The 21,154-nt window shown below is 58.0% G+C and carries 18 protein-coding genes; 8 read left to right on the top strand and 10 right to left on the bottom strand.

From position 1 onward, the window contains the following. Window positions 1-71: 71 nt before the first annotated feature. Entirely contained in the window at window positions 72-1,292 is a 1,221-nt protein-coding gene (locus J0G10_RS18655; RefSeq protein WP_160040869.1) for a putative DNA modification/repair radical SAM protein, read from the top strand. Beyond that, complete coding sequence (locus J0G10_RS18650; RefSeq protein ID WP_220556442.1) at window positions 1,289-2,113, top strand: TIGR03915 family putative DNA repair protein; 825 nt, start codon at window positions 1,289-1,291, stop codon at window positions 2,111-2,113. Before J0G10_RS18655 ends, J0G10_RS18650 begins: the two co-directional genes overlap by 4 nt. Before the next feature lie 284 nt (window positions 2,114-2,397). On the opposite strand, the gene J0G10_RS18645 is transcribed toward J0G10_RS18650, so the two are convergent. From J0G10_RS18645 to J0G10_RS18625, 5 genes are all read right to left on the bottom strand, one after another. After that, entirely contained in the window at window positions 2,398-3,417 is a 1,020-nt protein-coding gene (locus J0G10_RS18645) for a branched-chain amino acid aminotransferase (RefSeq protein ID WP_007915073.1), read from the bottom strand. A 245-nt stretch (window positions 3,418-3,662) separates the two neighbouring features. Then, the gene (lpdA, locus tag J0G10_RS18640) at window positions 3,663-5,036 is read right to left on the bottom strand and encodes a dihydrolipoyl dehydrogenase (RefSeq protein WP_095047995.1); all 1,374 of its coding nucleotides are present in this window, start codon (window positions 5,034-5,036) and stop codon (window positions 3,663-3,665) included. Between the two features lie 7 nt (window positions 5,037-5,043). Continuing rightward, window positions 5,044-6,312: a dihydrolipoamide acetyltransferase family protein gene (locus tag J0G10_RS18635; RefSeq protein ID WP_095047994.1), complete on the bottom strand. Its 1,269-nt coding sequence runs from the start codon at window positions 6,310-6,312 to the stop codon at window positions 5,044-5,046. Then, window positions 6,313-7,371 (bottom strand): alpha-ketoacid dehydrogenase subunit beta, encoded by a 1,059-nt coding sequence (locus tag J0G10_RS18630; RefSeq protein ID WP_003224000.1) that lies wholly within the window; start codon window positions 7,369-7,371, stop codon window positions 6,313-6,315. It abuts the gene before it with no gap. 1 nt (window position 7,372) lies between these two features. After that, the gene (locus J0G10_RS18625) at window positions 7,373-8,608 is read right to left on the bottom strand and encodes a 3-methyl-2-oxobutanoate dehydrogenase (2-methylpropanoyl-transferring) subunit alpha (protein ID WP_016985244.1); all 1,236 of its coding nucleotides are present in this window, start codon (window positions 8,606-8,608) and stop codon (window positions 7,373-7,375) included. A 185-nt stretch (window positions 8,609-8,793) separates the two neighbouring features. Between J0G10_RS18625 and bkdR the strand changes: the two genes are divergently transcribed. The 3 genes from bkdR to J0G10_RS18610 all read left to right on the top strand — a co-directional run bounded on the left by bkdR (window position 8,794) and on the right by J0G10_RS18610 (window position 13,751). Further along, window positions 8,794-9,282 carry a Bkd operon transcriptional regulator BkdR gene (gene bkdR / locus J0G10_RS18620; protein ID WP_016985245.1) on the top strand — a complete coding sequence of 163 codons (489 nt, stop codon included), beginning with the start codon at window positions 8,794-8,796 and terminating at the stop codon, window positions 9,280-9,282. A 120-nt stretch (window positions 9,283-9,402) separates the two neighbouring features. Next, window positions 9,403-12,228, top strand: a complete 2,826-nt coding sequence (dctP, locus tag J0G10_RS18615) for a TRAP transporter substrate-binding protein DctP (RefSeq protein ID WP_220556441.1) — start codon at window positions 9,403-9,405, stop codon at window positions 12,226-12,228. After that, window positions 12,225-13,751 (top strand): metallophosphoesterase family protein, encoded by a 1,527-nt coding sequence (locus J0G10_RS18610; RefSeq protein ID WP_220556440.1) that lies wholly within the window; start codon window positions 12,225-12,227, stop codon window positions 13,749-13,751. The genes dctP and J0G10_RS18610 overlap by 4 nt, the downstream gene beginning before the upstream one ends. A gap of 10 nt (window positions 13,752-13,761) precedes the next feature. Here the strand turns inward: J0G10_RS18610 and J0G10_RS18605 are convergent, their stop codons facing one another. Further along, the gene (locus tag J0G10_RS18605) at window positions 13,762-14,625 is read right to left on the bottom strand and encodes an MBL fold metallo-hydrolase (protein ID WP_095047993.1); all 864 of its coding nucleotides are present in this window, start codon (window positions 14,623-14,625) and stop codon (window positions 13,762-13,764) included. A gap of 91 nt (window positions 14,626-14,716) precedes the next feature. Here J0G10_RS18605 and J0G10_RS18600 point away from each other — a divergent pair, with 91 nt between their 5' ends. From J0G10_RS18600 to J0G10_RS18590, 3 genes are all read left to right on the top strand, one after another. Next, a complete protein-coding gene (locus J0G10_RS18600; RefSeq protein WP_007915092.1) occupies window positions 14,717-15,058 on the top strand; it encodes an ArsR/SmtB family transcription factor in 342 nt (113 codons plus the stop codon). A gap of 167 nt (window positions 15,059-15,225) precedes the next feature. Beyond that, window positions 15,226-16,470: an NAD(P)/FAD-dependent oxidoreductase gene (locus J0G10_RS18595; protein WP_220556439.1), complete on the top strand. Its 1,245-nt coding sequence runs from the start codon at window positions 15,226-15,228 to the stop codon at window positions 16,468-16,470. Window positions 16,471-16,479: 9 nt separating this feature from the next. Beyond that, window positions 16,480-17,280, top strand: a complete 801-nt coding sequence (locus tag J0G10_RS18590) for a sulfite exporter TauE/SafE family protein (RefSeq protein ID WP_095047991.1) — start codon at window positions 16,480-16,482, stop codon at window positions 17,278-17,280. A gap of 42 nt (window positions 17,281-17,322) precedes the next feature. On the opposite strand, the gene J0G10_RS18585 is transcribed toward J0G10_RS18590, so the two are convergent. The 4 genes from J0G10_RS18585 to J0G10_RS18570 all read right to left on the bottom strand — a co-directional run bounded on the left by J0G10_RS18585 (window position 17,323) and on the right by J0G10_RS18570 (window position 21,136). Next, entirely contained in the window at window positions 17,323-18,603 is a 1,281-nt protein-coding gene (locus J0G10_RS18585; RefSeq protein ID WP_099756578.1) for a TRAP transporter large permease, read from the bottom strand. Continuing rightward, window positions 18,603-19,130 (bottom strand): TRAP transporter small permease, encoded by a 528-nt coding sequence (locus J0G10_RS18580; RefSeq protein ID WP_038365548.1) that lies wholly within the window; start codon window positions 19,128-19,130, stop codon window positions 18,603-18,605. Before J0G10_RS18580 ends, J0G10_RS18585 begins: the two co-directional genes overlap by 1 nt. Window positions 19,131-19,206: 76 nt before the next feature. Beyond that, window positions 19,207-20,178: a TRAP transporter substrate-binding protein gene (locus tag J0G10_RS18575; RefSeq protein WP_220556438.1), complete on the bottom strand. Its 972-nt coding sequence runs from the start codon at window positions 20,176-20,178 to the stop codon at window positions 19,207-19,209. A gap of 64 nt (window positions 20,179-20,242) precedes the next feature. Continuing rightward, the gene (locus J0G10_RS18570) at window positions 20,243-21,136 is read right to left on the bottom strand and encodes an SMP-30/gluconolactonase/LRE family protein (RefSeq protein WP_220556437.1); all 894 of its coding nucleotides are present in this window, start codon (window positions 21,134-21,136) and stop codon (window positions 20,243-20,245) included. Window positions 21,137-21,154: the final 18 nt, after the last annotated feature.

Raw genomic sequence — 21,154 nt, 5'->3', positions numbered from 1 at the left:
GGCGCATCTGCCACCTTGTATCACCGTTGTCGACCCTATACTGTATATGCAAACAGTATAGAGCCCGCGCCATGCAAATCATCGACAAGCTGAGCATCCTCGCCGACGCCGCCAAGTACGACGCCTCCTGCGCGAGCAGCGGCGCGCCCAAGCGCAGCTCCGAAGGCAAGAGCGGGCTGGGCTCGACAGATGGCATGGGCATCTGCCACAGCTACACGCCGGACGGGCGCTGCGTGTCGTTGTTGAAGATTCTGCTGACCAATTTCTGCCTTTACGATTGCCAATACTGCGTCAACCGCCGCTCCAGCGATGTTCCGCGCGCTCGTTTCACCCCCGAGGAAGTCGTGGCGCTGACCATGGATTTCTACCGGCGTAACTGCGTCAGCGGGCTGTTTCTCAGTTCCGGCATCATTCGTTCGGCGGACTACACCATGGAGCAACTGGTGCGGGTGGCGAAGCTGCTGCGTGAAGAGCATGAGTTTCGCGGGTACATCCATCTCAAGACCATTCCCGAAGCCGATCCGGCATTGATTGAAGAGGCTGGCCGCTACGCCGATCGCCTGAGCGTCAATATCGAACTGCCCACCGATGCCAGCCTGCAAGTGCTGGCGCCGGAGAAGGACATCACTTCGATCAAACAGGCGATGAACACCATCTACACTGGCGTGCAGACCGTGTTGAACGAACCGCGCTCGGCGAAGTTCGCCCCGGCCGGGCAGAGCACACAGTTGATTGTCGGCGCCGACGACACCGATGACAGCACCATCCTTCACAGCGCCCAGGCCTTGTACGGCAATTTCCGTCTGCGCCGGGTCTACTATTCGGCCTTCAGCCCGATTCCCGACAGCCCGAAAAGCGTGCCTCTCGCTGCGCCGCCGCTGATGCGTGAACACCGTTTGTATCAGGCTGATTTTCTCCTGCGCAGCTATGGCTACAGCGCCGATGAATTGCTCAAGGGGCCGGGCAATCTGGCGCTGGACATCGACCCGAAACTGGCCTGGGCGTTGCAGAATCGTGAAGTGTTCCCGCTGGATCTGAACCGCGCTGAAGCGTCGTTGATCGCGCGTATTCCCGGGATTGGTTTGCGCACCACCGAACGTCTGGTCGAGCTACGTCGCCAGCGGCGCATTCGTTACGAAGACGTCGCGCGCATGCGCTGCGTGCTGGCCAAGGCCAAGCCGTTCATCATCACCAGCGACTACCATCCGCAGCAGGCTGAAGTCACCAGCCACTTGCTCTATCAGCAATTGCGCGACCGGCCGATGCCACAGCAGATGGGGCTGTGGGGATGATCAATCTTGATTGCGACGATTTGTTCGACACGTGGCGCCAGCAGGCGCGCTGGCTGCTGAGCCATGAAGTCGACCCGAGTCTGGTGAGTTGGGCTTCGCAAGGCGTGGCTGATCTGTTTGCCAGTGATGAGCCGGTGCCTGAAGGGCAGGGGCCGTTTACTGCGAAGATCCCGCGCGTGTTGCTCGATACGCTGGAACAAGCCTCGCGCTATCGCGGAGATCAACGCTGGAGCCTGTTGTATGAAGTGTTGTGGCGCGTCAGCCATGGCGATCGCACGGCGATGATGGCCGGGGACAAACTCGGTAGCGAGTTGCAGCGACGGATCAAACAAGTCAATCGCGAAGCCCATCATCTGCATGCGTTTGTGCGCTTCATCGAACGCCCTTCATCCAGCGCGGGTCCGCAATATGTAGCTTGGCATGAGCCGGCCCACGACATTCTGCACAGCGCCAGTGAGCATTTCATCGGGCGAATGGGCCGTCATCGCTGGTTGATCGCCACCCCGCGTGACGGGGTCTATTACGATGGCGAGCAATTGATCCATCAGCGTCAATGCCCGCTGGAATGGCAGCAGTTGGCGCAGAATGTCGACGATCCTCATGGTGATCTTTGGCTGACCTATTACAGCCACATCTTTAATCCAGCGCGGTTGAACGAGAAGGTCATGCAGGGGCATTTGCCGGCGCGGTTCTGGAAGAATCTGCCGGAGGGGGAGTTGATTCCCGGGTTGATTACGCAGGCGCGGATGGGGAAGCAGCAGAATGGGCAGGCGAGTGGGATTGCCAACCGTGCAGGCAAACGGATTGCCTTGAAGAGCTAAAAGCATACCCTCGCCCCAGCCCTCCCGAAACGTCGGACCGCCCGTAGGGAGAGGGGGCCGACCGAGGTGTTTGGACTTGATCCATCGACCTGAAAGTCCGCGTCGAACTCAGATTTTGAATACCACATAGATCGGCTCCCTTTCCCCCTCGCCCCCCTGGGGGAGAGGGCTGGGGTGAGGGGGAAAAGATCTCAAGCCCTACACAACAATCCCCGCCAAACGCCATAAAAAAGCCCCCCACCAATCACTCGGTGGAGGGCTTTTCTACATCAATTGCCGTCAGATCAAACCTTGACGATCCAGCCCGCTGGCGCTTCGATGTCGCCGGTCTGCACGCCAGTCAGCTCTTTGTAGAGCTTCTGGGTCACAGGACCCACTTCGGTCTCGCTATGGAACACATGCAGATGATCGTTGTAGCTGATACCACCGATCGGGGTGATCACCGCAGCCGTACCGCAAGCACCGGCTTCCTTGAAGTCCGACAGCTTGTCGATCAGCACATCACCTTCAACCACTTCCAGGCCCAGACGGGTCTTGGCCAGTTCGATCAACGACAGGCGGGTGATGCCTGGCAGAACCGACGGCGAGTTCGGGGTGATGAACTTGTTGTCGTGGGTGATCCCGAAGAAGTTGGCCGAACCGACTTCTTCGATCTTGGTGTGGGTCATCGGATCCAGATAGATCGCGTCGGCGAAGTTGGCTTTCTTGGCTTTCGAGCCCGGCATCAGGCTGGCAGCGTAGTTGCCGCCGACCTTGGCTGCGCCGGTGCCTTGTGGGGCGGCGCGGTCGTAGCTGGAGATCTGGAAGTTGTGTGGGGTCAGGCCGCCCTTGAAGTAGGCGCCGACCGGGATGCAGAAGATCGAGAAGATGAACTCGGGCGCAGTGCGCACGCCGATGTTGTCACCGACGCCAATCACGAACGGACGCAGGTACAGCGCGCCGCCGGTGCCGTATGGCGGAATGAAGCGTTCGTTGGCGCGAACCACGGCTTTGCAGGCTTCGATGAACTGCTCGGTGTCGACCGTCGGCATCAGCAGACGCGCGCAGCTGCGTTGCATGCGCAGGGCGTTCTGGTCCGGGCGGAACAGATTGATCGAGCCGTCCTTGCAACGATAGGCCTTCATGCCTTCGAAGCATTGCTGGCCATAGTGAAGGGCCGTCGAGCCTTCGCTGATGTGCAGCACGTTATCTTCGGTCAGGGTGCCTTTGTCCCACTCGCCATCGCGAAAGTACGACAGATAGCGTTTGTCGGTCTTGATGTAGTCAAAACCCAGCTTGTCCCAATTGATGCTTTCGTTACCCATGACACCCTCTATCACTGAACAACCGCCGAAACGGTTCAAGGCTTCTGACGTTTTTTGGATGGGCACAACAATACTTCATTCTTGAGCGGTTTCGCAGCCGGAATTCGCTCCACTGATCGTTCCCACGCTTGATCGTTCCTACGCTCTGCGTGGGAATGCCTCATCGGACGCTCCGCGTTCGGCTTTTGGGACGCAGAGCGTCCCAGGCTGCATTCCCACGCAGAGCGTGGGAACGATCAACGCAGCTACAGGTGCAACGCATGCCCCAGGGCACGCAACGCCGCTTCCTGCACCGCTTCACCCAGGGTTGGATGCGCATGGATCGTGCCGCCGATGTCTTCCAGCCGCGCGCCCATTTCCAGGCTTTGCGCAAACGCTGTCGACAACTCCGACACGCCAACGCCCACCGCTTGCCAACCGACAATCACATGGTTGTCCCGACGAGCGACCACGCGCACGAAGCCGCTTTTTGACTCCAGCGTCATCGCCCGGCCATTGGCGGCGAACGGGAAACTCGAAACAATGCAGTCCAGCCCCGCAGCCTTGGCCTCGTCCGGCGTCTTGCCGACCACTACCAGTTCCGGGTCGGTGAAGCACACGGCAGCAATCGCAGTCGGGTTGAATTCACGGGTTTTGCCGCTGATCAACTCGGCAACCATCTCGCCCTGAGCCATGGCGCGGTGGGCCAGCATCGGCTCGCCGCTCAGATCGCCGATGGCGTAGACGTTGCGCATGCTGGTCTGGCAGCGACTGTCGATCTTGATCGCCGAACCGTTCATATCCAGGTTCAGCGCTTCGAGGTTCCAGCCCTGGGTATTCGGTTTGCGGCCGACGGCGACCAGCACCTGATCGGTTTCCAGGTTCAGGGTTTCGCCCTCCGGATCGCGCACCTGCAAGGTGCCATCGAAACCCAGCACGCTGTGTTTGAGGTACAGCTTCACGCCCAGTTGCTTCAGCGCGTCATGCACCGGTTGCGTCAGTTCAGCGTCATATGCCGGCAGGATTCGATCCTGCGCTTCAACCACGCTGACCTCGGCACCGAGCTTGCGATAAGCGATGCCCAGTTCCAGACCAATGTAACCACCGCCGACCACGACCAGACGTTTCGGCACGGATTTCGGCGCCAACGCTTCGGTGGAGGAGATGATCGGCCCGCCAATCGGCAGGATCGGCAGATTGACGCTGGTCGAACCAGTGGCCAGCACTAGATGCTCGCACTGGATGCGCGTGTCGCCGACATCCACGGTTTTACCGTCGATGACTTTGGCCCAGCCGTTGATGACCTGAACCTTGTTCTTCTTCAACAGTGCAGCGACGCCGGTGGTCAGGCGATCAACGATGCCGTCCTTCCACTCGACGCTTTTAGTGATGTCGAGCGTCGGCGCCGAAACGCTGATGCCCAGCGCCGAATGCTGGCTGTGATGCCGGGTCTGGTGAAACTGCTCAGCCACATGAATCAGCGCTTTCGACGGGATGCAGCCGATGTTCAGGCAGGTGCCGCCCAACGATTGGCCTTCAACCAAAATGGTCGGGATGCCCAGTTGTCCGGCGCGGATCGCCGTTACATAGCCGCCGGGGCCGCCGCCAATGATCAGCAGCGTAGTGTTCAGAGATTGCATGCGCGCCTTACTCCACAAACAAAGTGGCGGGTTGTTCGATCAAGCCACGAATGGCCTGGATGAAGAGCGCCGCGTCCATGCCGTCGACCACGCGGTGATCGAACGAGCTGGAGAGGTTCATCATCTTGCGGATCACCACCTGGCCTTTGACGACCATTGGCCGTTCGACGATTTTGTTCACGCCGACGATCGCTACTTCCGGCAGATTCAGCACCGGCGTGCTGACGATGCCGCCCAGCGCACCGAGGCTGGTCAGGGTGATGGTCGAGCCGGACAGTTCATCACGGCTGGCCTTGCCATTACGCGCGGCGTTGGCCAAACGCGAGATTTCTGTAGCACTGTCCCACAGGCTGCGCGCCTCGGCGTGACGCACCACCGGCACCATCAGGCCAACATCGCTTTGTGTGGCGACGCCGACATGCACCGCGCCGAGACGGGTGATGACCTGGGCTTCGTCATCGTAACGTGCGTTCATCTGCGGGAAGTCGCGCAGGGCAACGACCAGAGCGCGAACGAGGAACGGCAGCAAGGTCAACTTGCCACGGCTGGCGCCATGTTTTTCATTGAGATGTGCGCGCAGTTCTTCAATCGCGGTGACGTCGATTTCTTCGACGTAGCTGAAATGCGCGGCACGCTGAGTGGCGTCCTGCATGCGCTGGGCGATCTTGCGGCGCATGCCGATGACTTGAATCTGTTCTTCGTCGTTACGCTGGGCGTAAGCGGCGGCCACTGGTGCCGAAGCGTTGGACTGACCTTGCGCCAGATAGGCTTCAAGGTCTTCGTGCAGCACACGACCGGCCGGGCCGGAACCGCGCACCAGACGCAGTTGAATGCCCAGATCCAGCGCATGTTTGCGCACGGCCGGGGAGGCCAGTGGGCGCTCATCCGCTTCGCGGGCAACCATCGGGCCTTGGCAAACAGGAGCCGGACGTGGGGCGGCTGGAGCAGGTTTGCTCTCAACAACCGCTTCAACTTTCGGCGCAACAGGCTCTTTCGTAACAACAGGAGCGGCGGACTCTTTCAGGTTGCCAGCACCCTCAACTTCAATGCTGATCAGCACACTGCCAACCGCCATCACTTCACCCGGCTGACCACCGAGGGCAATTACCTTGCCGTGTACCGGCGATGGAATATCGACCATCGCCTTGTCGGTCATCACGTCCGCCAGCACCTGATCCTCAACGACCAGATCGCCAACCTTGACGTGCCACTGCGACAGTTCTACTTCTGCGATGCCTTCGCCGATGTCCGGCATCTTGATAACGTGCGTGCCCATTCAGACCTCCATAACCCGTTTCAGCGCTGCGCCCACTCGGGACGGCCCTGGGAAATACGCCCACTCTTGCGCGTGCGGGTAGGGGGTGTCCCAACCGGTGACGCGTTCGATCGGCGCTTCCAGGTGATGGAAGCAATGCTCTTGCACCAGCGACACCAGTTCGGCGCCGAAACCGCAGGTGCGGGTGGCTTCGTGAACCACCACGCAGCGGCCGGTTTTCTTCACCGACTTGACGATGGTTTCCAGGTCCAGCGGCCACAGGCTGCGCAGGTCGATGACTTCGGCATCAACGCCGGATTCTTCGGCCGCGACTTGCGAGACGTAGACGGTGGTGCCGTAGGTCAGCACGGTCACGTCCTTGCCCGGACGGGTGATCGCGGCGACGTCCAGCGGCACGGTGTAGTAGCCGTCCGGCACCTGGGCTTGCGGGTGTTTCGACCACGGCGTTACCGGGCGATCGTGGTGGCCGTCGAACGGGCCGTTGTACAGGCGTTTCGGCTCAAGGAAGATCACCGGGTCATCGTTTTCGATGGAGGCGATCAGCAAGCCTTTGGCGTCATACGGGTTGGATGGCATGACCGTGCGCAGACCGCAAACCTGAGTGAACATCGCCTCGATGCTCTGGCTGTGGGTCTGGCCGCCGTAGATGCCGCCGCCGCAAGGCATGCGCAGGGTCATCGGCGCGGTGAACTCGCCGGCCGAGCGATAACGCAGGCGCGCCGCTTCGGAAATGATCTGGTCGGAGGCGGGGTAGACGTAGTCGGCGAACTGAATCTCGGCGACCGGACGCAGACCGTAAGCGCCCATGCCCACGGCCACGCCGACGATGCCGCTTTCGGAGATCGGGGCGTCGAATACGCGCGAGGTGCCGTACTTGGTCTGCAGGCCTTCGGTGCAACGGAACACGCCGCCGAAGTAGCCGACGTCTTGACCGAACACCACCACATTGTCGTCACGCTCAAGCATCACATCCATGGCCGAGCGCAGGGCCTGGATCATGGTCATGGTGGTCGTGGTCATGGCGGTTTCCAACTGAATATTGTTGTTGTGATCGTTCATGTCAGATCCCCAACTGCTGACGCTGGCGCTTCAAGTGCTCCGGCATCTCTTTGTAAACGTCTTCGAACATGGTCGCGGCGCTTGGAATCTGGCCGCCGGCAAGGGTGCCGTACTGTTCGGCCTGTTTCTGCGCGGCAATCACTTCGGCTTCAAGCTCGGCGCTGACGGCGGCGTGCTCTTCGTCTGACCAGTGGCCGACCTTGATCAGGTGCTGTTTGAGACGGGCGATCGGGTCGCCGAGCGGGAAGTGGCTCCAGTCATCGGCCGGGCGGTATTTGGATGGATCGTCGGAAGTCGAGTGCGGGCCCGCGCGGTAGGTGACCCACTCGATCATGGTCGGGCCGAGGTTGCGGCGGGCGCGTTCGGCAGCCCAGGCAGAAGCGGCGTACACCGCGTAGAAGTCGTTGCCATCCACGCGCAGCGAGGCGATGCCGCAACCGACGCCGCGTCCGGCGAAGGTGGTGGCTTCACCACCGGCGATGGCCTGGAAGGTCGAGATCGCCCACTGGTTATTCACCACGTTGAGGATCACCGGCGCGCGATAAACGTGGGCGAAGGTGAGGGCGGTGTGGAAGTCCGATTCGGCGGTAGCGCCGTCACCGATCCACGCCGAAGCGATTTTCGTGTCGCCCTTGATCGCCGAAGCCATGCCCCAGCCGACGGCCTGAATGAACTGGGTGGCGAGGTTGCCGGAGATGGTGAAGAAACCGGCGTCCTTGACCGAGTACATGATCGGCAACTGACGGCCCTTGAGCGGATCGCGCTCGTTGGACAGCAGTTGGCAGATCAGGTCGACCAGCGGCACTTCGCGGGCCATCAGAATGCTTTGCTGGCGATAAGTCGGGAAGCACATGTCGTCGATGTTCAAGGCCAATGCCTGAGCACTGCCGATGGCTTCTTCGCCGAGGCTCTGCATGTAGAACGACATTTTTTTCTGACGCTGGGCGACCACCATGCGGTTGTCGTAAATCCGCGTCTTGAGCATGGCGCGCATGCCTTTACGCAGAATCTCTACCGGCACGTTTTCAGCCCAAGGGCCGAGGGCGTTGCCCTGATCGTCGAGCACGCGAATCAGCCCACGCGCCAGGTCGGCGGTGTCGGCAGGCTCGACGTCAATGGAAGGTTTGCGCACCGTACCGGCATCGGTCAGATGCAGGTAGGAAAAGTCGGTTTTGCAGCCTGGACGGCCCGAGGGTTCAGGGACGTGCAGACGCAGCGGTTCATACGCTTGGGTCATGGCTTCTACGCTCGATCTTGTGAATTTCTTGTAGTGAGCTGGCAGTCATTCTTCGGTAGAAGAAATCTTGTCCTACAACAATCATAGGCCCGGGCAAGAAGAATATTTATCTCTGTTTCGTTGCGCTGGAGATGATTTGCAGATAGAAATTCTGCATAAACATAAAAAACAGGTGGTTTTGTCTCATGCGCAAACTGGACCGTACCGACATCGGCATTCTCAACAGCCTTCAGGAGAATGCGCGCATCACCAACGCCGACCTCGCACGCTCGGTCAATCTGTCGCCGACACCGTGCTTCAACCGGGTCAAGGCGATGGAGGAATTAGGGCTGATTCGCGAGCAGGTAACGCTGCTGGATGCCGACCTGCTGGGGCTGCATGTGAACGTGTTCATCCATGTCAGCCTGGAGAAACAGGTGGAGGAGGCGTTGCAGCATTTCGAGGAAGCGATTTCCGATCGTCCGGAGGTGATGGAGTGCTACCTGATGGCCGGAGACCCGGATTACCTCATCCGGGTCCTGGTGCCGACCATTCAGTCACTTGAGCGTTTCATGATGGACTTCCTGACCAAAGTGCCGGGTGTGGCAAATATCCGGTCGAGTTTTGCGCTGAAGCAGGTGCGCTATAAAACGGCGCTGCCGTTGCCGGCGAATGGGTTGACGCTGGGTAGTTAGCCGTTCATCTGCCAGCACTTTGCCATTGGGTAGGCTGTGCTTTAGTCATACAGGCAAAAGAGAGTCTGTCGTCCTCCTCTGCAATTACCTTTGAGCGTTGCCTTTTACTGAGGTGGTCAAATGGATAGGGCAGAGAATGCGCACGGTGGGTACGCAATTTCGTTGAAACCGAGTTCTCTATTTCTGATCCCGATGTGCTGGGCGGTTTTTTCTTCATTTGTACTGGCTCATGACCGCCCTTTTATTATCGACGTTGCGATTCCTGACAACCCTACATTCAATTCTTCAATAAAGTCTCTCAAGGAATCATTGAGAGACGTGGCTGAAGTCAGGATTGGTAGGGCTGAGTCCGCTGGTGAAGCGGTAACTAAAGTCCTGAATGGTGAAGTGGGCGTTGCTATCGTTCCTATTTCCGCATTGACAAAATTGGCACCGGCTTTGCAGGCTTATGAACTGCCGTTCACATTCTCAAACTATCAAGCTTTTGGATTTTCCCAAGAGAGCTCATTGAGTGAAAAGGCCACTAAACAACTAAAGGAAATAAAGATTTCCAGCTTGGGGGGGATTTGGTATGGCGGAAGCAAAGTGTTCGTCAGTAAACTTCCTCGGCGCTCTCCCGGGGACTTCAAGGATGCTGTAGTTGCTGTAAGTGATGAAAGTGGGGATTTGAAAGGGTGGTCGGATGTTGGAGCGAAGACAATAGCGATGTCCGATGCTCAGATGGTATCTGCATTGAGCGAAGGGCGTATCGATGCTGCAGAGATGATGTACTCCCAATTGAGTGGATTAAAGTCTGGATATGTCGCTCAGACGGATCACAGCTTTCTTTCCTTAATCGCTATACGGAAGCTGGATTCACCATTTTTTTTAATGTCGTCTAAGGATAATGAACGCATCACTCAAGCGATTGAGAAAGCCAGGAAAGATATTTCAATAAATACCTCGGATGTTGAGTGGGATACAGTGGAAGCTGCTCCCAAAAACCCCCAAATTACGTGGATCGATTTTGATACGGATGAGCGCAAGGATTGGCATGCAGCCATCGCTAAAAGCGAAGCGTCTTTAATTAAACAGATAGGCGCGGGGGTAGTGGATGAAATTCGTAGGGGAAGTGTCCCTGTCTCGCTCAGTAAGACAAAAAGTACGTCGGCAAGTCCGATGCCGGCCCCCCACGACAGAGACTTTACAAGATCGGCTGTACATCCTCCCTTGTCCATAAACTGGAACGCATGGTTTCAGTCCTCACCTGAGCAGTTGAGGAGCTCATTGGTGGTCGGCAAACCCTATGAGTTTCTTTTGGATCTGGGGCGTGGCTTCTACCCCGGGGCATTAGGCGGTGCTATCAGCAGCAGATTGAGCCAGGAAATAGCATCTCAGTCTTCTGAGGTGGAGGTCCAATTGGTGATTCGGCCTATATTGTTGGGGTCGACGCTTAAGTTTGCTCCTGCGGAGACATTGCGCGCCCAGACATTCAAGGTACGGATGAATCAGCTTGGCTCTAAAGCGGGTGATGAGTCTCTCCGTGAAAAGGCTCGCCAGAAGACATTGTCGCTAAATGACTTGGCCGTCGCTTTAAGTGTAGACAAGCCACTGGCTTGGTCTTTGATCGCTCGTCGGCCTGGATGCGCTCAAATAGCACTCTCTATTTGGGATGCCTCAGGATTACGTCCCTTGGATTACATCGTGGTGAGTATCCCGGTGAACAAGCTTGGTCAAACTCAGGAAAGCTGTGAGACGGGGTTGAAGGGCGGGAGACTGGTTTCAGGGATAGATCATCTAATGGATCTCGGGCGATGGGGTGAACAGCAATTCAAGGCAGATGCTGCTTTGCACTTGTTCGATTCAATTCCCGTAGGAGAAGGCCCCCCCTCAACTGTCGCTGTTCTAGTTGATCGCGCCGCCTACTCTACCGATGGGACTATTTACGCTTGGGAATTAGGTTCTGACTGGAAGCAATTTCAAGAAAAAATGTTGCCCAACGCGCTGGTTAGTACCCATAAACGCTTGCGTTCGGCTCAGCCCTACAGTCAGGTAGTCCAACAATTCAGTAACGCTTTTTTTAGTGGCAAGGAACCTGAGGATCAAGTCGAGGCCGATGGTGCTCAAGTCATGCTCAGGAAGTTGGGGCTGCGTCAAGATAATCCTGTGCTTTTGGTGCGTTATTTCGACCCTTGGGGTGAGATGCAAAGCTTGCCATTGGGTTTGTTGGGTGCGAATGTGCCTAAACGACTGTTTTCCGAACGAGTCACTGTTGTTCAGCCGTTGCAGGGTGCTCGGCAAACTGATCAGGAAAGTTGTTTCAGTGCATGGGATTTCGCGATTCCAAAAAAACTTGATGATGTTGGTGCAGACTCCGCCGAACTACTAATGAAAGAAGACTGGCGAGTGCAAGGTACTGACATCAAGTGGTATCAGAGCAACAACGATTTATTCGACTTTGTCATGCAGCCTGGCTCAACGACGCTTCAAAGTAGTGCTCTGTTGTTACTTGCTCATTATGGCAACGGCGGAATCACCTTTTCCAAAAGCGGGTTGCCTGATCAAGTTTTGAGCACTGATATAAGGCGTCGCTTTGTGCCTGGAAGCATCGCGATTCTGGCCGCGTGCTCCACATTGGGAGCCGCGGCTGCCGACCGAACCTTTGTCGATATGTTAGTCGACCGAGGGGTAGGGGCGGTGATTGCCTCACCTTTTTTTGTCGATTCAGATTTTGGCACACGGTTGTCAGTCAGTTTTGTGTCGGTTGTTAAAGAGTTGCGGGCAAGCGCAAGTACGGCTTCGCTGATGGACATCTTCAATCAAGCCATGCAGAAAACCATCGACGCCTACGGGAAAAATTCAGGATACGCCGACATGGCCCTTGAATTTCAGATCATCGGCGACCCGCAACTAAAAATGTGCAAGGCACCATTAGCATCCAATGACAGTTCTGGAGAACAACCATGAGGCGTGAATGGCAAGGAATGCTGCTGACATTGATCAGCATTTTAGGTGTGTCGACAGTAACTGCTGAACCCGCAAGAATGAACGAAGAGCGCCTGAGCGTTTTTATTAGCGATCTACATTTCGGTCTAGGTCATAGCAGCAAAACACAGTGGCATCCCTACGAAGACTTTCGATGGAGCCAGGCGTTGAAAGGTTTCCTTGCATCCATATCGAGAAAAGGTAATGACAGAGTTGATCTCGTAATTCTTGGGGATTTTCTGGAAATGTGGCAACTCCCTGACGACATTAAATGTGAGGGAACAGGCGCTGGAGCAGGTTGTTCGATCAACGAACTTGTCGATCTGTCGACACGTATTACGCAAGCTCATACCGAAGACTTTGAGGCTTTGAAAAACTTTTCATTGCGAGGCTCCAATCGAATTCATGTGGTGCCTGGCAATCACGATGCTGCCCTGTTGATTCCTCAAGTTTGGGCTCCTGTCGCGAAAGAGTTGGGGGGAGATAGCGGACGCATAATATTTGTCCGTAAAGGGGTGTGGATGTCCGAGGATCATCAGGTCTTGGCCGAGCATGGTCAGCAGATTGGCAGTGACGTCAACGCGTTCAAGGATTGGCCTGTGGTGACTACTGAGTCCGGTGATGGTCAGCAATTAATGATCCGACCTTGGGGAGAGCGTTTTGTGCAACGGCTGTTTAACGCAGAGGAAGCTCATTATCCAGTTATTGATAATCTGAACCCGGAATCGGCTGGTGCACGTTACCGTATGGGTGAGCGGGGGGCTTTCGGAACCGCCGGAGATATCGCAAAGTTTATTGCGTTCAATATATTCGAGACGTCATGGGCGCAAAAGTCTGGCGCGCTTGGGCAACAGCCTGGTGAAGATCCGGACTTTGACCGGGAAGCAGCGCTGAGAAGAGGCTATTTGTTGTTCAGTGATTCGCTGCCTGACGGGGATGCAAGCAAGATGCTGCTCGATAAACCGGATGCTGCCGGTAGCGGATTGCGCAGCGAATTAACTCAATTGCTTACTACTATGAGTGAGGAGGATCTTCGATTGCTGTGCACGAGCGCAGCCCTGAATACCGGTGGTCACCCATGCAGTCCCTCACTCACATCAGCGATGGCCGCAGCGTTCGTGCCCCTTGCGGCGACGCTTAAAAAACATGTCAAAGCCAGACAGGCTGAATTCGGCCAGTTCGAGGTTTTTGTCTACGGCCACACTCATCTATGGGTAAAGCCATGGCCGCTAGAGATTGATAACGGTCGCTCGGCAACTGTGGCCAATACGGGCGCGTTCCAACGTCTGATTGAGGATGACGCATTCAAGCAACTCGCTGCAGACAGAAACATCACTCCGGTTGTCGCGCTACAGAAATTACAACCGGAAGATCTCAAACCCTGTTACTCGGCAGTATTCATTAAAGGCGGAAGGACTCCGCCAGAACCGGAACTTACACTTTGGGAAATGTCGGAGACGGGTGGCAGTCGATATAGGGAACCCGGAGTGACGGACTGTCGCTGAATGCTGTGAATCAAAGCTTGTTGATCGGGATCTTCAGATACACGACGCCATTGTCCTCAGCCGCCGGCAGATTCCCCGCCCGCACATTCACCTGAATCGCCGGCAGCAGCAAAGTCGGCATGCCCAACCCGGCATCACGTTTGGTGCGCATCTCGACGAACGCCGCTTCATTGATCCCGTCATGCACATGAATATTGCCTTTGCGCTGCTCACCGACAGTGGTCTGGCACTGCGACTCACGACCCTCGGGCGGATAGTCGTGGCAAACGTAGAGTTTCACGCTGGCCGGAAAGGCCAGCAGTTTGTGAATCGAGTTGAACAATTGGTGGGCATTGCCACCGGGAAAGTCGCAACGCGCGGTGCCGACATCAGGCATGAACAGGGTGTCGCCCACCAGAATCTGTTCGCCGTCGATCAAGTAGGCCATGTCCGCCGGGGTATGCCCAGGCACATGCAGGGCAGTGGCTTTGAGATTGCCGATCCTGAATGACTCGTTCGGCGCAAACAGGTGATCGAACTGTGAGCCATCGACGCAGAACTCCGGCTCCAGATTGAACAGTGCCTTGAACACGTTTTGCACTTTGCTGATCGATTCACCAATGGCGATTTTCCCGCCCAGCTCCCGGCGCAGATAAGGCGCGGCGGACAGGTGATCGGCGTGGGCATGGGTTTCCAGCAGCCACTGCACTTGCAGGTTGTGCGCGCGAACGAAGGCGATGATTTTGTCGGCCTGGGCGGTGCAGGTGCGCCCGGCGGCGCCGTCGTAATCGAGCACCGGATCGACGATTGCACATTGCCCGCCGTCGGCTTCATAGACCACATAGCTGTAAGTCGAGGAGGCGGGGTCGAGGAAAGCTTCAATCTGCGCGGGCATGGACACCAACCTGAACGAGGAAAATGGGTTGCAACACTTTATCTAAAAACATAATGTTCGCAGCTTAAGTGACCTTGAAGGCCTCGTGCAAATGCAATCCAGTCTGACCGAATGTGAAGTCGCCCAACTGCGCGCCTCGGCTTCCAAGGCTTGCGCCTTGCTCAAGGCCATGGCCAATGAGGATCGCCTGTTGATCCTCTGCCAACTGACCCAGGGCGAGCGCAACGTTGGCGAACTGGAAAAGATGACCGGCGTGCGCCAGCCGACGCTGTCCCAGCAACTGGGCATCCTGCGGGATGAAGGCCTGGTCGCGACCCGTCGTGAAGGCAAGTACATTTTCTATGGCCTCGCCAGTCCGGAAGTCATTCAGGTCATGAAGACCCTCTCCGGGTTGTATTGCGGCGCCGTGCTGAAAAGTCTCGGCCATCAATAAATGCCAGCCAATACATCACTTACCCTGTGGGAGCTGGCTTGCCAGCGATGAGGGCGTATCAGCCAACATTGATGGCGACTGAAACTCCGCCATCGCTGGCAAGCCAGCTCCCACAGGGTTTTGTATAGACGCTGAACAATCCTTGCGTGCAGCAAAAGGAACAAGCAATGAACGATCAACACTGGGGCCCATCCATCAGTGCAGACATCGTGGTCATCGGCGGCGGTACGGCCGGTATCGGTTTTGTCGCCAGCCTGCTCAAGCGTGATCCGGCGCTGAAAATCACCGTGATTGAACCGAGCGCCCAGCATTACTATCAACCGGCGTGGACGCTGGTCGGCGGTGGTGCCTACGACGTCAAAGACACCGCCCGGCCGATGAACAAGGTCATGCCCAAGCAAGCAAACTGGCTGCAAGCGGCGGTCACCGCAATCGACCCGGACAAGCGCCAACTCACCCTCAACGATCAACGCACAGTCAGCTATCAAAACCTGATTGTTTGCCCCGGCCTGCGTCTGGCCTGGGAGAAGATCGAAGGCTTGCAAGAGAGCCTCGGCCAGCACGGCGTCACCTCCAATTACAGCTATCAGCACGCGCAGTACACCTGGGATCAGGTGCAGAAACTGCGCGGCGGCAAAGCGCTGTTCACCCAGCCGGCGATGCCGATCAAATGCGCCGGTGCGCCGCAAAAAGCGCTTTATCTGTCTTGCGATCACTGGCTGAAAAACGGTGCGCTGAACAACGTCCAGGTCGAATTCAACCTGGCCGGCGCTGCGCTTTTCGGCGTGGCGACGTTCGTGCCGCCGCTGATGAAGTACATCGAAAAATACAACGCGCAGTTGGCGTTCAACTCGAATCTGGTCAAGGTCGACGGCCCGGCGAAAACCGCCTGGTTCGAGATCAAGGACGCCGACGGCAACGTCAGCCGCGTAGCGAAAACCTTCGATCTGTTGCACGTGGTGCCGCCGCAGGTGTCGCCGGACTTCATCGCGCAAAGTCCCTTGGCCGACGCGGCCGGCTGGTGTGAAGTCAATCCGCACAGCCTGCAGCATCCGCGTTATCCAGACGTGTTCGCGCTGGGTGATATCTGCGGCACCAGCAACGCGAAAACCGCCGCAGCAGTGCGTAAACAAGTGGTGGTGGTCGCGGAAAACCTGCTGGCTCTGCGCAAGCAACAATCGCTGCCGCTGAAGTACGACGGTTACGGTTCCTGCCCGCTGACGGTGGAGAAGGGCAAGGTGATCCTCGCCGAGTTCGGTTATGCCGGTAAGTTGCTGCCGACCTTCCCGTTGGACCCGACCGTGGCGCGGCGCTCGGCGTGGTTGCTCAAGGCGACGCTGCTGCCGTGGTTCTACTGGAACGGCATGCTCAAAGGGCGCGAGTGGCTGACCGGCCTGTCCAAAGTCGACTGAGAACATCCTATGTTGCTGGCAAGCCTGTTTGGTGTGGTGATGGGGTTGGTGCTCGGTTTGACCGGGGCCGGCGGTGGGATTCTCGCGGTGCCGGCGCTGGTCCTCGGCCTCGGCTGGACGATGACTCAGGCAGCGCCGGTGGCGTTGTTTGCGGTGGGCAGTGCGGCGGCGGTCGGTGCGATCGATGGCCTGCGTCATGGCCTGGTGCGCTATCGTGCGGCGTTGTTGATTGCCGCGCTCGGCGCGGTGTTTTCGCCGTTGGGCATTTACTTCGCGCACCAGTTGCCGGAGAAAATCCTGATGATCCTGTTCAGTCTGCTTATGGTCATGGTGGCCTGGCGCATGCTGCGCCGCGAGCGTCAGCAGGAAGGGCCGAGTGATCATGGCCATGCCAGTTGGGGTCAGAAGAATTGCATGCTCAATGAAGAAACCGGGCGCTTCGACTGGACCGCCAAATGCACCGCAACGCTGGCGGCGTTGGGCGCGATTACCGGGGTGGTGTCCGGTTTGCTTGGGGTCGGTGGCGGCTTCTTGATCGTGCCGGCGTTCAAGCAACTGACTGACGTGCAGATGCGCGGGATTGTCGCGACGTCGTTGATGGTGATCAGTCTGATTTCGGCGATCGGGGTGATCGGCTCGTTTCACGCCGGTGTGCGGATTGATGCGCAGGGCGCGGCGTTTATCGTCGCCAGCATTGTCGGCATGATCATCGGCCGTAAGCTCTGTGCGCGGGTGCCGGCGCGGGCGTTGCAGGTGGGATTTGCCAGTGTCTGTCTGGTGGTGGCGGGGTATATGTTGTTGCGGGCGTAAAGCAAAAATCGCAGCCCGTGAGGGCTGCGATCCATTAACCGCTTACAACACCAGATGTGGCAACCACAGCGAAATCGCCGGAATGTAGGTCACCAGCATCAACACCAGGAACAGCACCGCGTAAAACGGCAGCAGCGCTTTCACAGTGCTCTCGATGCTGACCTTGCCCACCGCCGAACCGACAAACAGCACCGCGCCTACCGGCGGTGTTATCAGCCCGATCCCGAGGTTGACCAGCATGATCATGCCGAACTGCACCGGATCCACACCGATACCGAGAATCACCGGCATCAGGATCGGCGTCAGGATCAGGATCAGCGGCGCCATGTCCATCACCGTGCCGAGCAACAGCAGCATGACGTTGATGCACATCAGGATCACGTAGCGGTTGTCCGACAGGGTCAGGAACAGCGTGGTGATCTTCGCCGGGATCTGCATCAGGGTCATGATGTAGCCGAAGCTCGCGGCGAAACCGATCAGGATCATCACGATCGAAATCGTCCGCACGGTGCGGTGCATCAGTTTCGGCAGTTCACTCCATTTGTAGTCGCGGTAAATGAACATGGTGACGAAGAATGACCACAGCACGGCAATCGCCGCCGATTCGGTCGCGGTGAAGATCCCCGAGAGGATGCCGCCGAGGATGATCACCATCGCCATCATGCCCCAGAGGGCCTCGCCGACGATTTTCAACGCCTGGCGCATCGGGATGACTTCACCTTTGGGGTAGTTGCGCTTTTTCGCGAAGATCAGGCACAGCACCATCAGGCAGGCGCTCATCATCAGGCCCGGCACTATGCCGGCCATGAATAGCGAGGCAATCGAAACCGTACCACCGGCGGCCAGGGAGTAGAGCACCGAGTTATGGCTTGGCGGAGTCAGCAGGGCTTGCACCGAGCCGCTGACGGTCACGGCGGTGGAGAAATCCCGTGGATAGCCCTTGCGTTCCATTTCCGGAATCAGCACCGAACCCACCGACGCGGTGTCGGCCACTGACGACCCGGAGATCGCGCCGAAAAAGGTCGAGGCGACAATGTTGACCAGTGACAGGCCACCGCGCACAAACCCCACCAGCACCCCGGCACACGCCACCAACCGGCGAGACATGCCGCCCTCGGCCATGATCGCACCAGCCAGCACGAAGAACGGAATGGCCAGCAGCGAGAATTTGTTCACCCCCGAGGCGACCTGAATCATCACCGCCTGGAACGGAATGTCGATCCACCATGCACCGATCAGCGCGGCGGCGCCCAGTGCGTAGGCGACGGGCATGCCGATCAGGATCAATACGATAAAACTGCCCAGCAGTATCAAAGCGTCCATTAAGCGGCACCTTCACTTTCTTCCACCAGGTCGAACTGCACGACCCGCCGTTTGCTCTGATCACCGAGCAAGAGTTTTTCCAGCACGAAAATCAGCGTCAGCAAACCGCCCACGGGAATGGGCAAGTAGGTCACGCCAACCCGCAGATCGGGCAGAGCAGCCATGAACTGATTCCAAGTGGACATGCACAGTTTGGCGCCCCAGATCGTCATGAAGATGCAGATCGCCGCCATGAGCAGTTGTGAAAATATCGCCGCTGCAGATCTCAGTTGTGGAGGCATGCGATCGGTGAGCATGGCCACGGCCATGTGCGCACCGGCGCGGTAACTGGCGGCGGCGCCGATGAAGGTAAACACCATCATCAGCAGGATCGCCGTGGGCTCGGGCCAGCTCGAGCCGGTGCCCAGCACGTAGCGGGCGAACACGCCCCAGGGAATCATCAGGGAGATCGCCAGAACGGAAAGGCCGGCGACCCAGATGCACGTCATGTAGATCTTGTCGTTGATACGCAGCAGTAGATTCTTCATCGGGTTCCACCGTAACCGGGCGCGCCGCAGTCATCGGGCGCACCGGGCCTTGTTCATGAGGACGGAGCGGGAGACGTTACTGAACGGCTTCGATTTTCTTGATCAGGTCGGCGTACTTCGCGCCGTACTTTTCCCGCACCGGAGCGGTGGCGTCGTAGAAGGGTTTCTTGTCGACCTCGATGAACTCGACGCCGGCGGCCTTGAGTTTTTCTTCACTGGCAGCGGACTTCTTGTCCCACAGCACGCGCTCTTCGGCTTGGGCAGCCTTGGCGGCGGTCTTGACCAGCGTCTGCTGATCCGGGGTCAGTTTTTCCCAAGTGATTTTCGACATCACGATCGGCTCTGGCAGGATCAGGTGACCGGTGAGGCTGTAGTACTTCGCGTTCTGGAAGTGGTTATGTTCGAGCAGGGTTGGCGGGTTGTTTTCCGCGCCGTCGATTACGCCGGTCTGCAAGGCGCTGAAGATCTCGCCAGTGTCCATGGCGATGCCGTTGCCGCCCATGGCGTTCATCATGTCGATGAACATCGGGTTGCCTTGCACGCGGATTTTCATGCCCTTGAGGTCTTCGAGCTTGCGCACCGGTTTCTTGGTGTAGACGTTGCGCGTGCCGCCGTCCATCCAGGCCAGGGCCACCAAGCCGAATTCGGAGTTGGTGATTTTGTCGAGGATTTCGTCGCCCACCGGGCCGTCGATGACGTTACGCATGTGTTGATGGTCGCGGAAGATGAACGGCATGTTGAACACGTTCACGTCCGGTACCACCGGGCCGACGATACCCAGGCTGACGCGAGACAGCTGTACTGCGCCGACCTGCATCTGCTCGATGACCTCCTTTTCGGAACCCAGCACACCGCCGGGGAAGTACTGAAAGGTCAGCTCGCCGTTGGTTTCCTTGGTCAGGGTCTTGCCCATGTTTTCTTCGGCCACCACGGTTGGATAACCGGCGGGATGAATGTCAGCGAATTTGAGTTGCAGGGCCTGAGCGGCGCCAGTGAAGGTAAACATCAGCGGGATTGCAGCGGCCAGCAAGGTGCGTTTGAAGTACATGGGGGTGAGTCTCCAGTCTTGTTATTGTTGTGTTCAAGGCGCAGCGGTGCAGCAGAGGCGGGTGTTACAGCAAATCGTTGAACAGCGGTTCCGGCAGGCCTTTGACGTTGGGGTTCAGGGCGAATACGCCACCGGCCAGAGAGTGCGGATCGTGGTCGTCGCCGGGACGAATCGAGGTGACGAACAAAGTGTCCATGCGGCTGCCGCCGAAGGCACACATGGTCGGTTTTTTCACCGGCACCTCCAGTGAGAAATCAAGACGACCGTCCGGCGCGAAGCGGTGAATCAGGCCGGCGTCGTTGGCGCAGATCCAGTAGAAACCTTCAGCATCCACGGCAGCGCCATCTGGCCGCCCGGGGAAGTGGTTCATGTCGACGAACACACGACGGTTCGACGGCGTGCCGGTATCGGTGTCGTAATCGAACGCCCAGATCAGTTGCACGTCGGGGTGCGAATCGGACAGGTACATCGTCTTGCCGTCAGGGCTGAAGCCGAGGCCGTTGGGCACGATGAAGCCGTCGAGCTGGGCTGCGATCACGCCAGACTGCCCGGCGCCGTAGCGATAGAGCCGACCTTCGGGCGCACTCAGCCCCATGTTCAACACCATGCTGCCGGCCCAGAAACGGCCCTGTCGGTCGCAGCGACCATCGTTGAGGCGCATGTCTGCGCGACTGTGCTCGACGCTGGCCAGCCGTTCGCTGTTGAGGCTGCCGTCGCTGTGCGGGTGCAGATGAAAAAAGCCGCTCTCCATGCCGGCGACCCAGCCGCCACCGCTATGGTGGGCGATGCAGGCGAGCATTTCCGGGGTTTTCCAGGCATGCACGTGGCCGGTGTCGGCGCTCCAGCGTTGCAGCCCGCCGTTGGCAATATCCACCCAATACAGCGCGTTTTCCTGCGGCACCCAGACCGGGCTTTCGCCCACGGCGTTGCGGGCATCGACGATCAATTCGGCTTGCATACTCATTCCTTCGCGTCG

The sequence above is a fragment of the Pseudomonas germanica genome (assembly GCF_019614655.1).
In the GTDB taxonomy this organism is placed as follows: domain Bacteria; phylum Pseudomonadota; class Gammaproteobacteria; order Pseudomonadales; family Pseudomonadaceae; genus Aquipseudomonas; species Aquipseudomonas neuropathica.
This window is presented reverse-complemented; position numbering and strand designations above follow the sequence as displayed.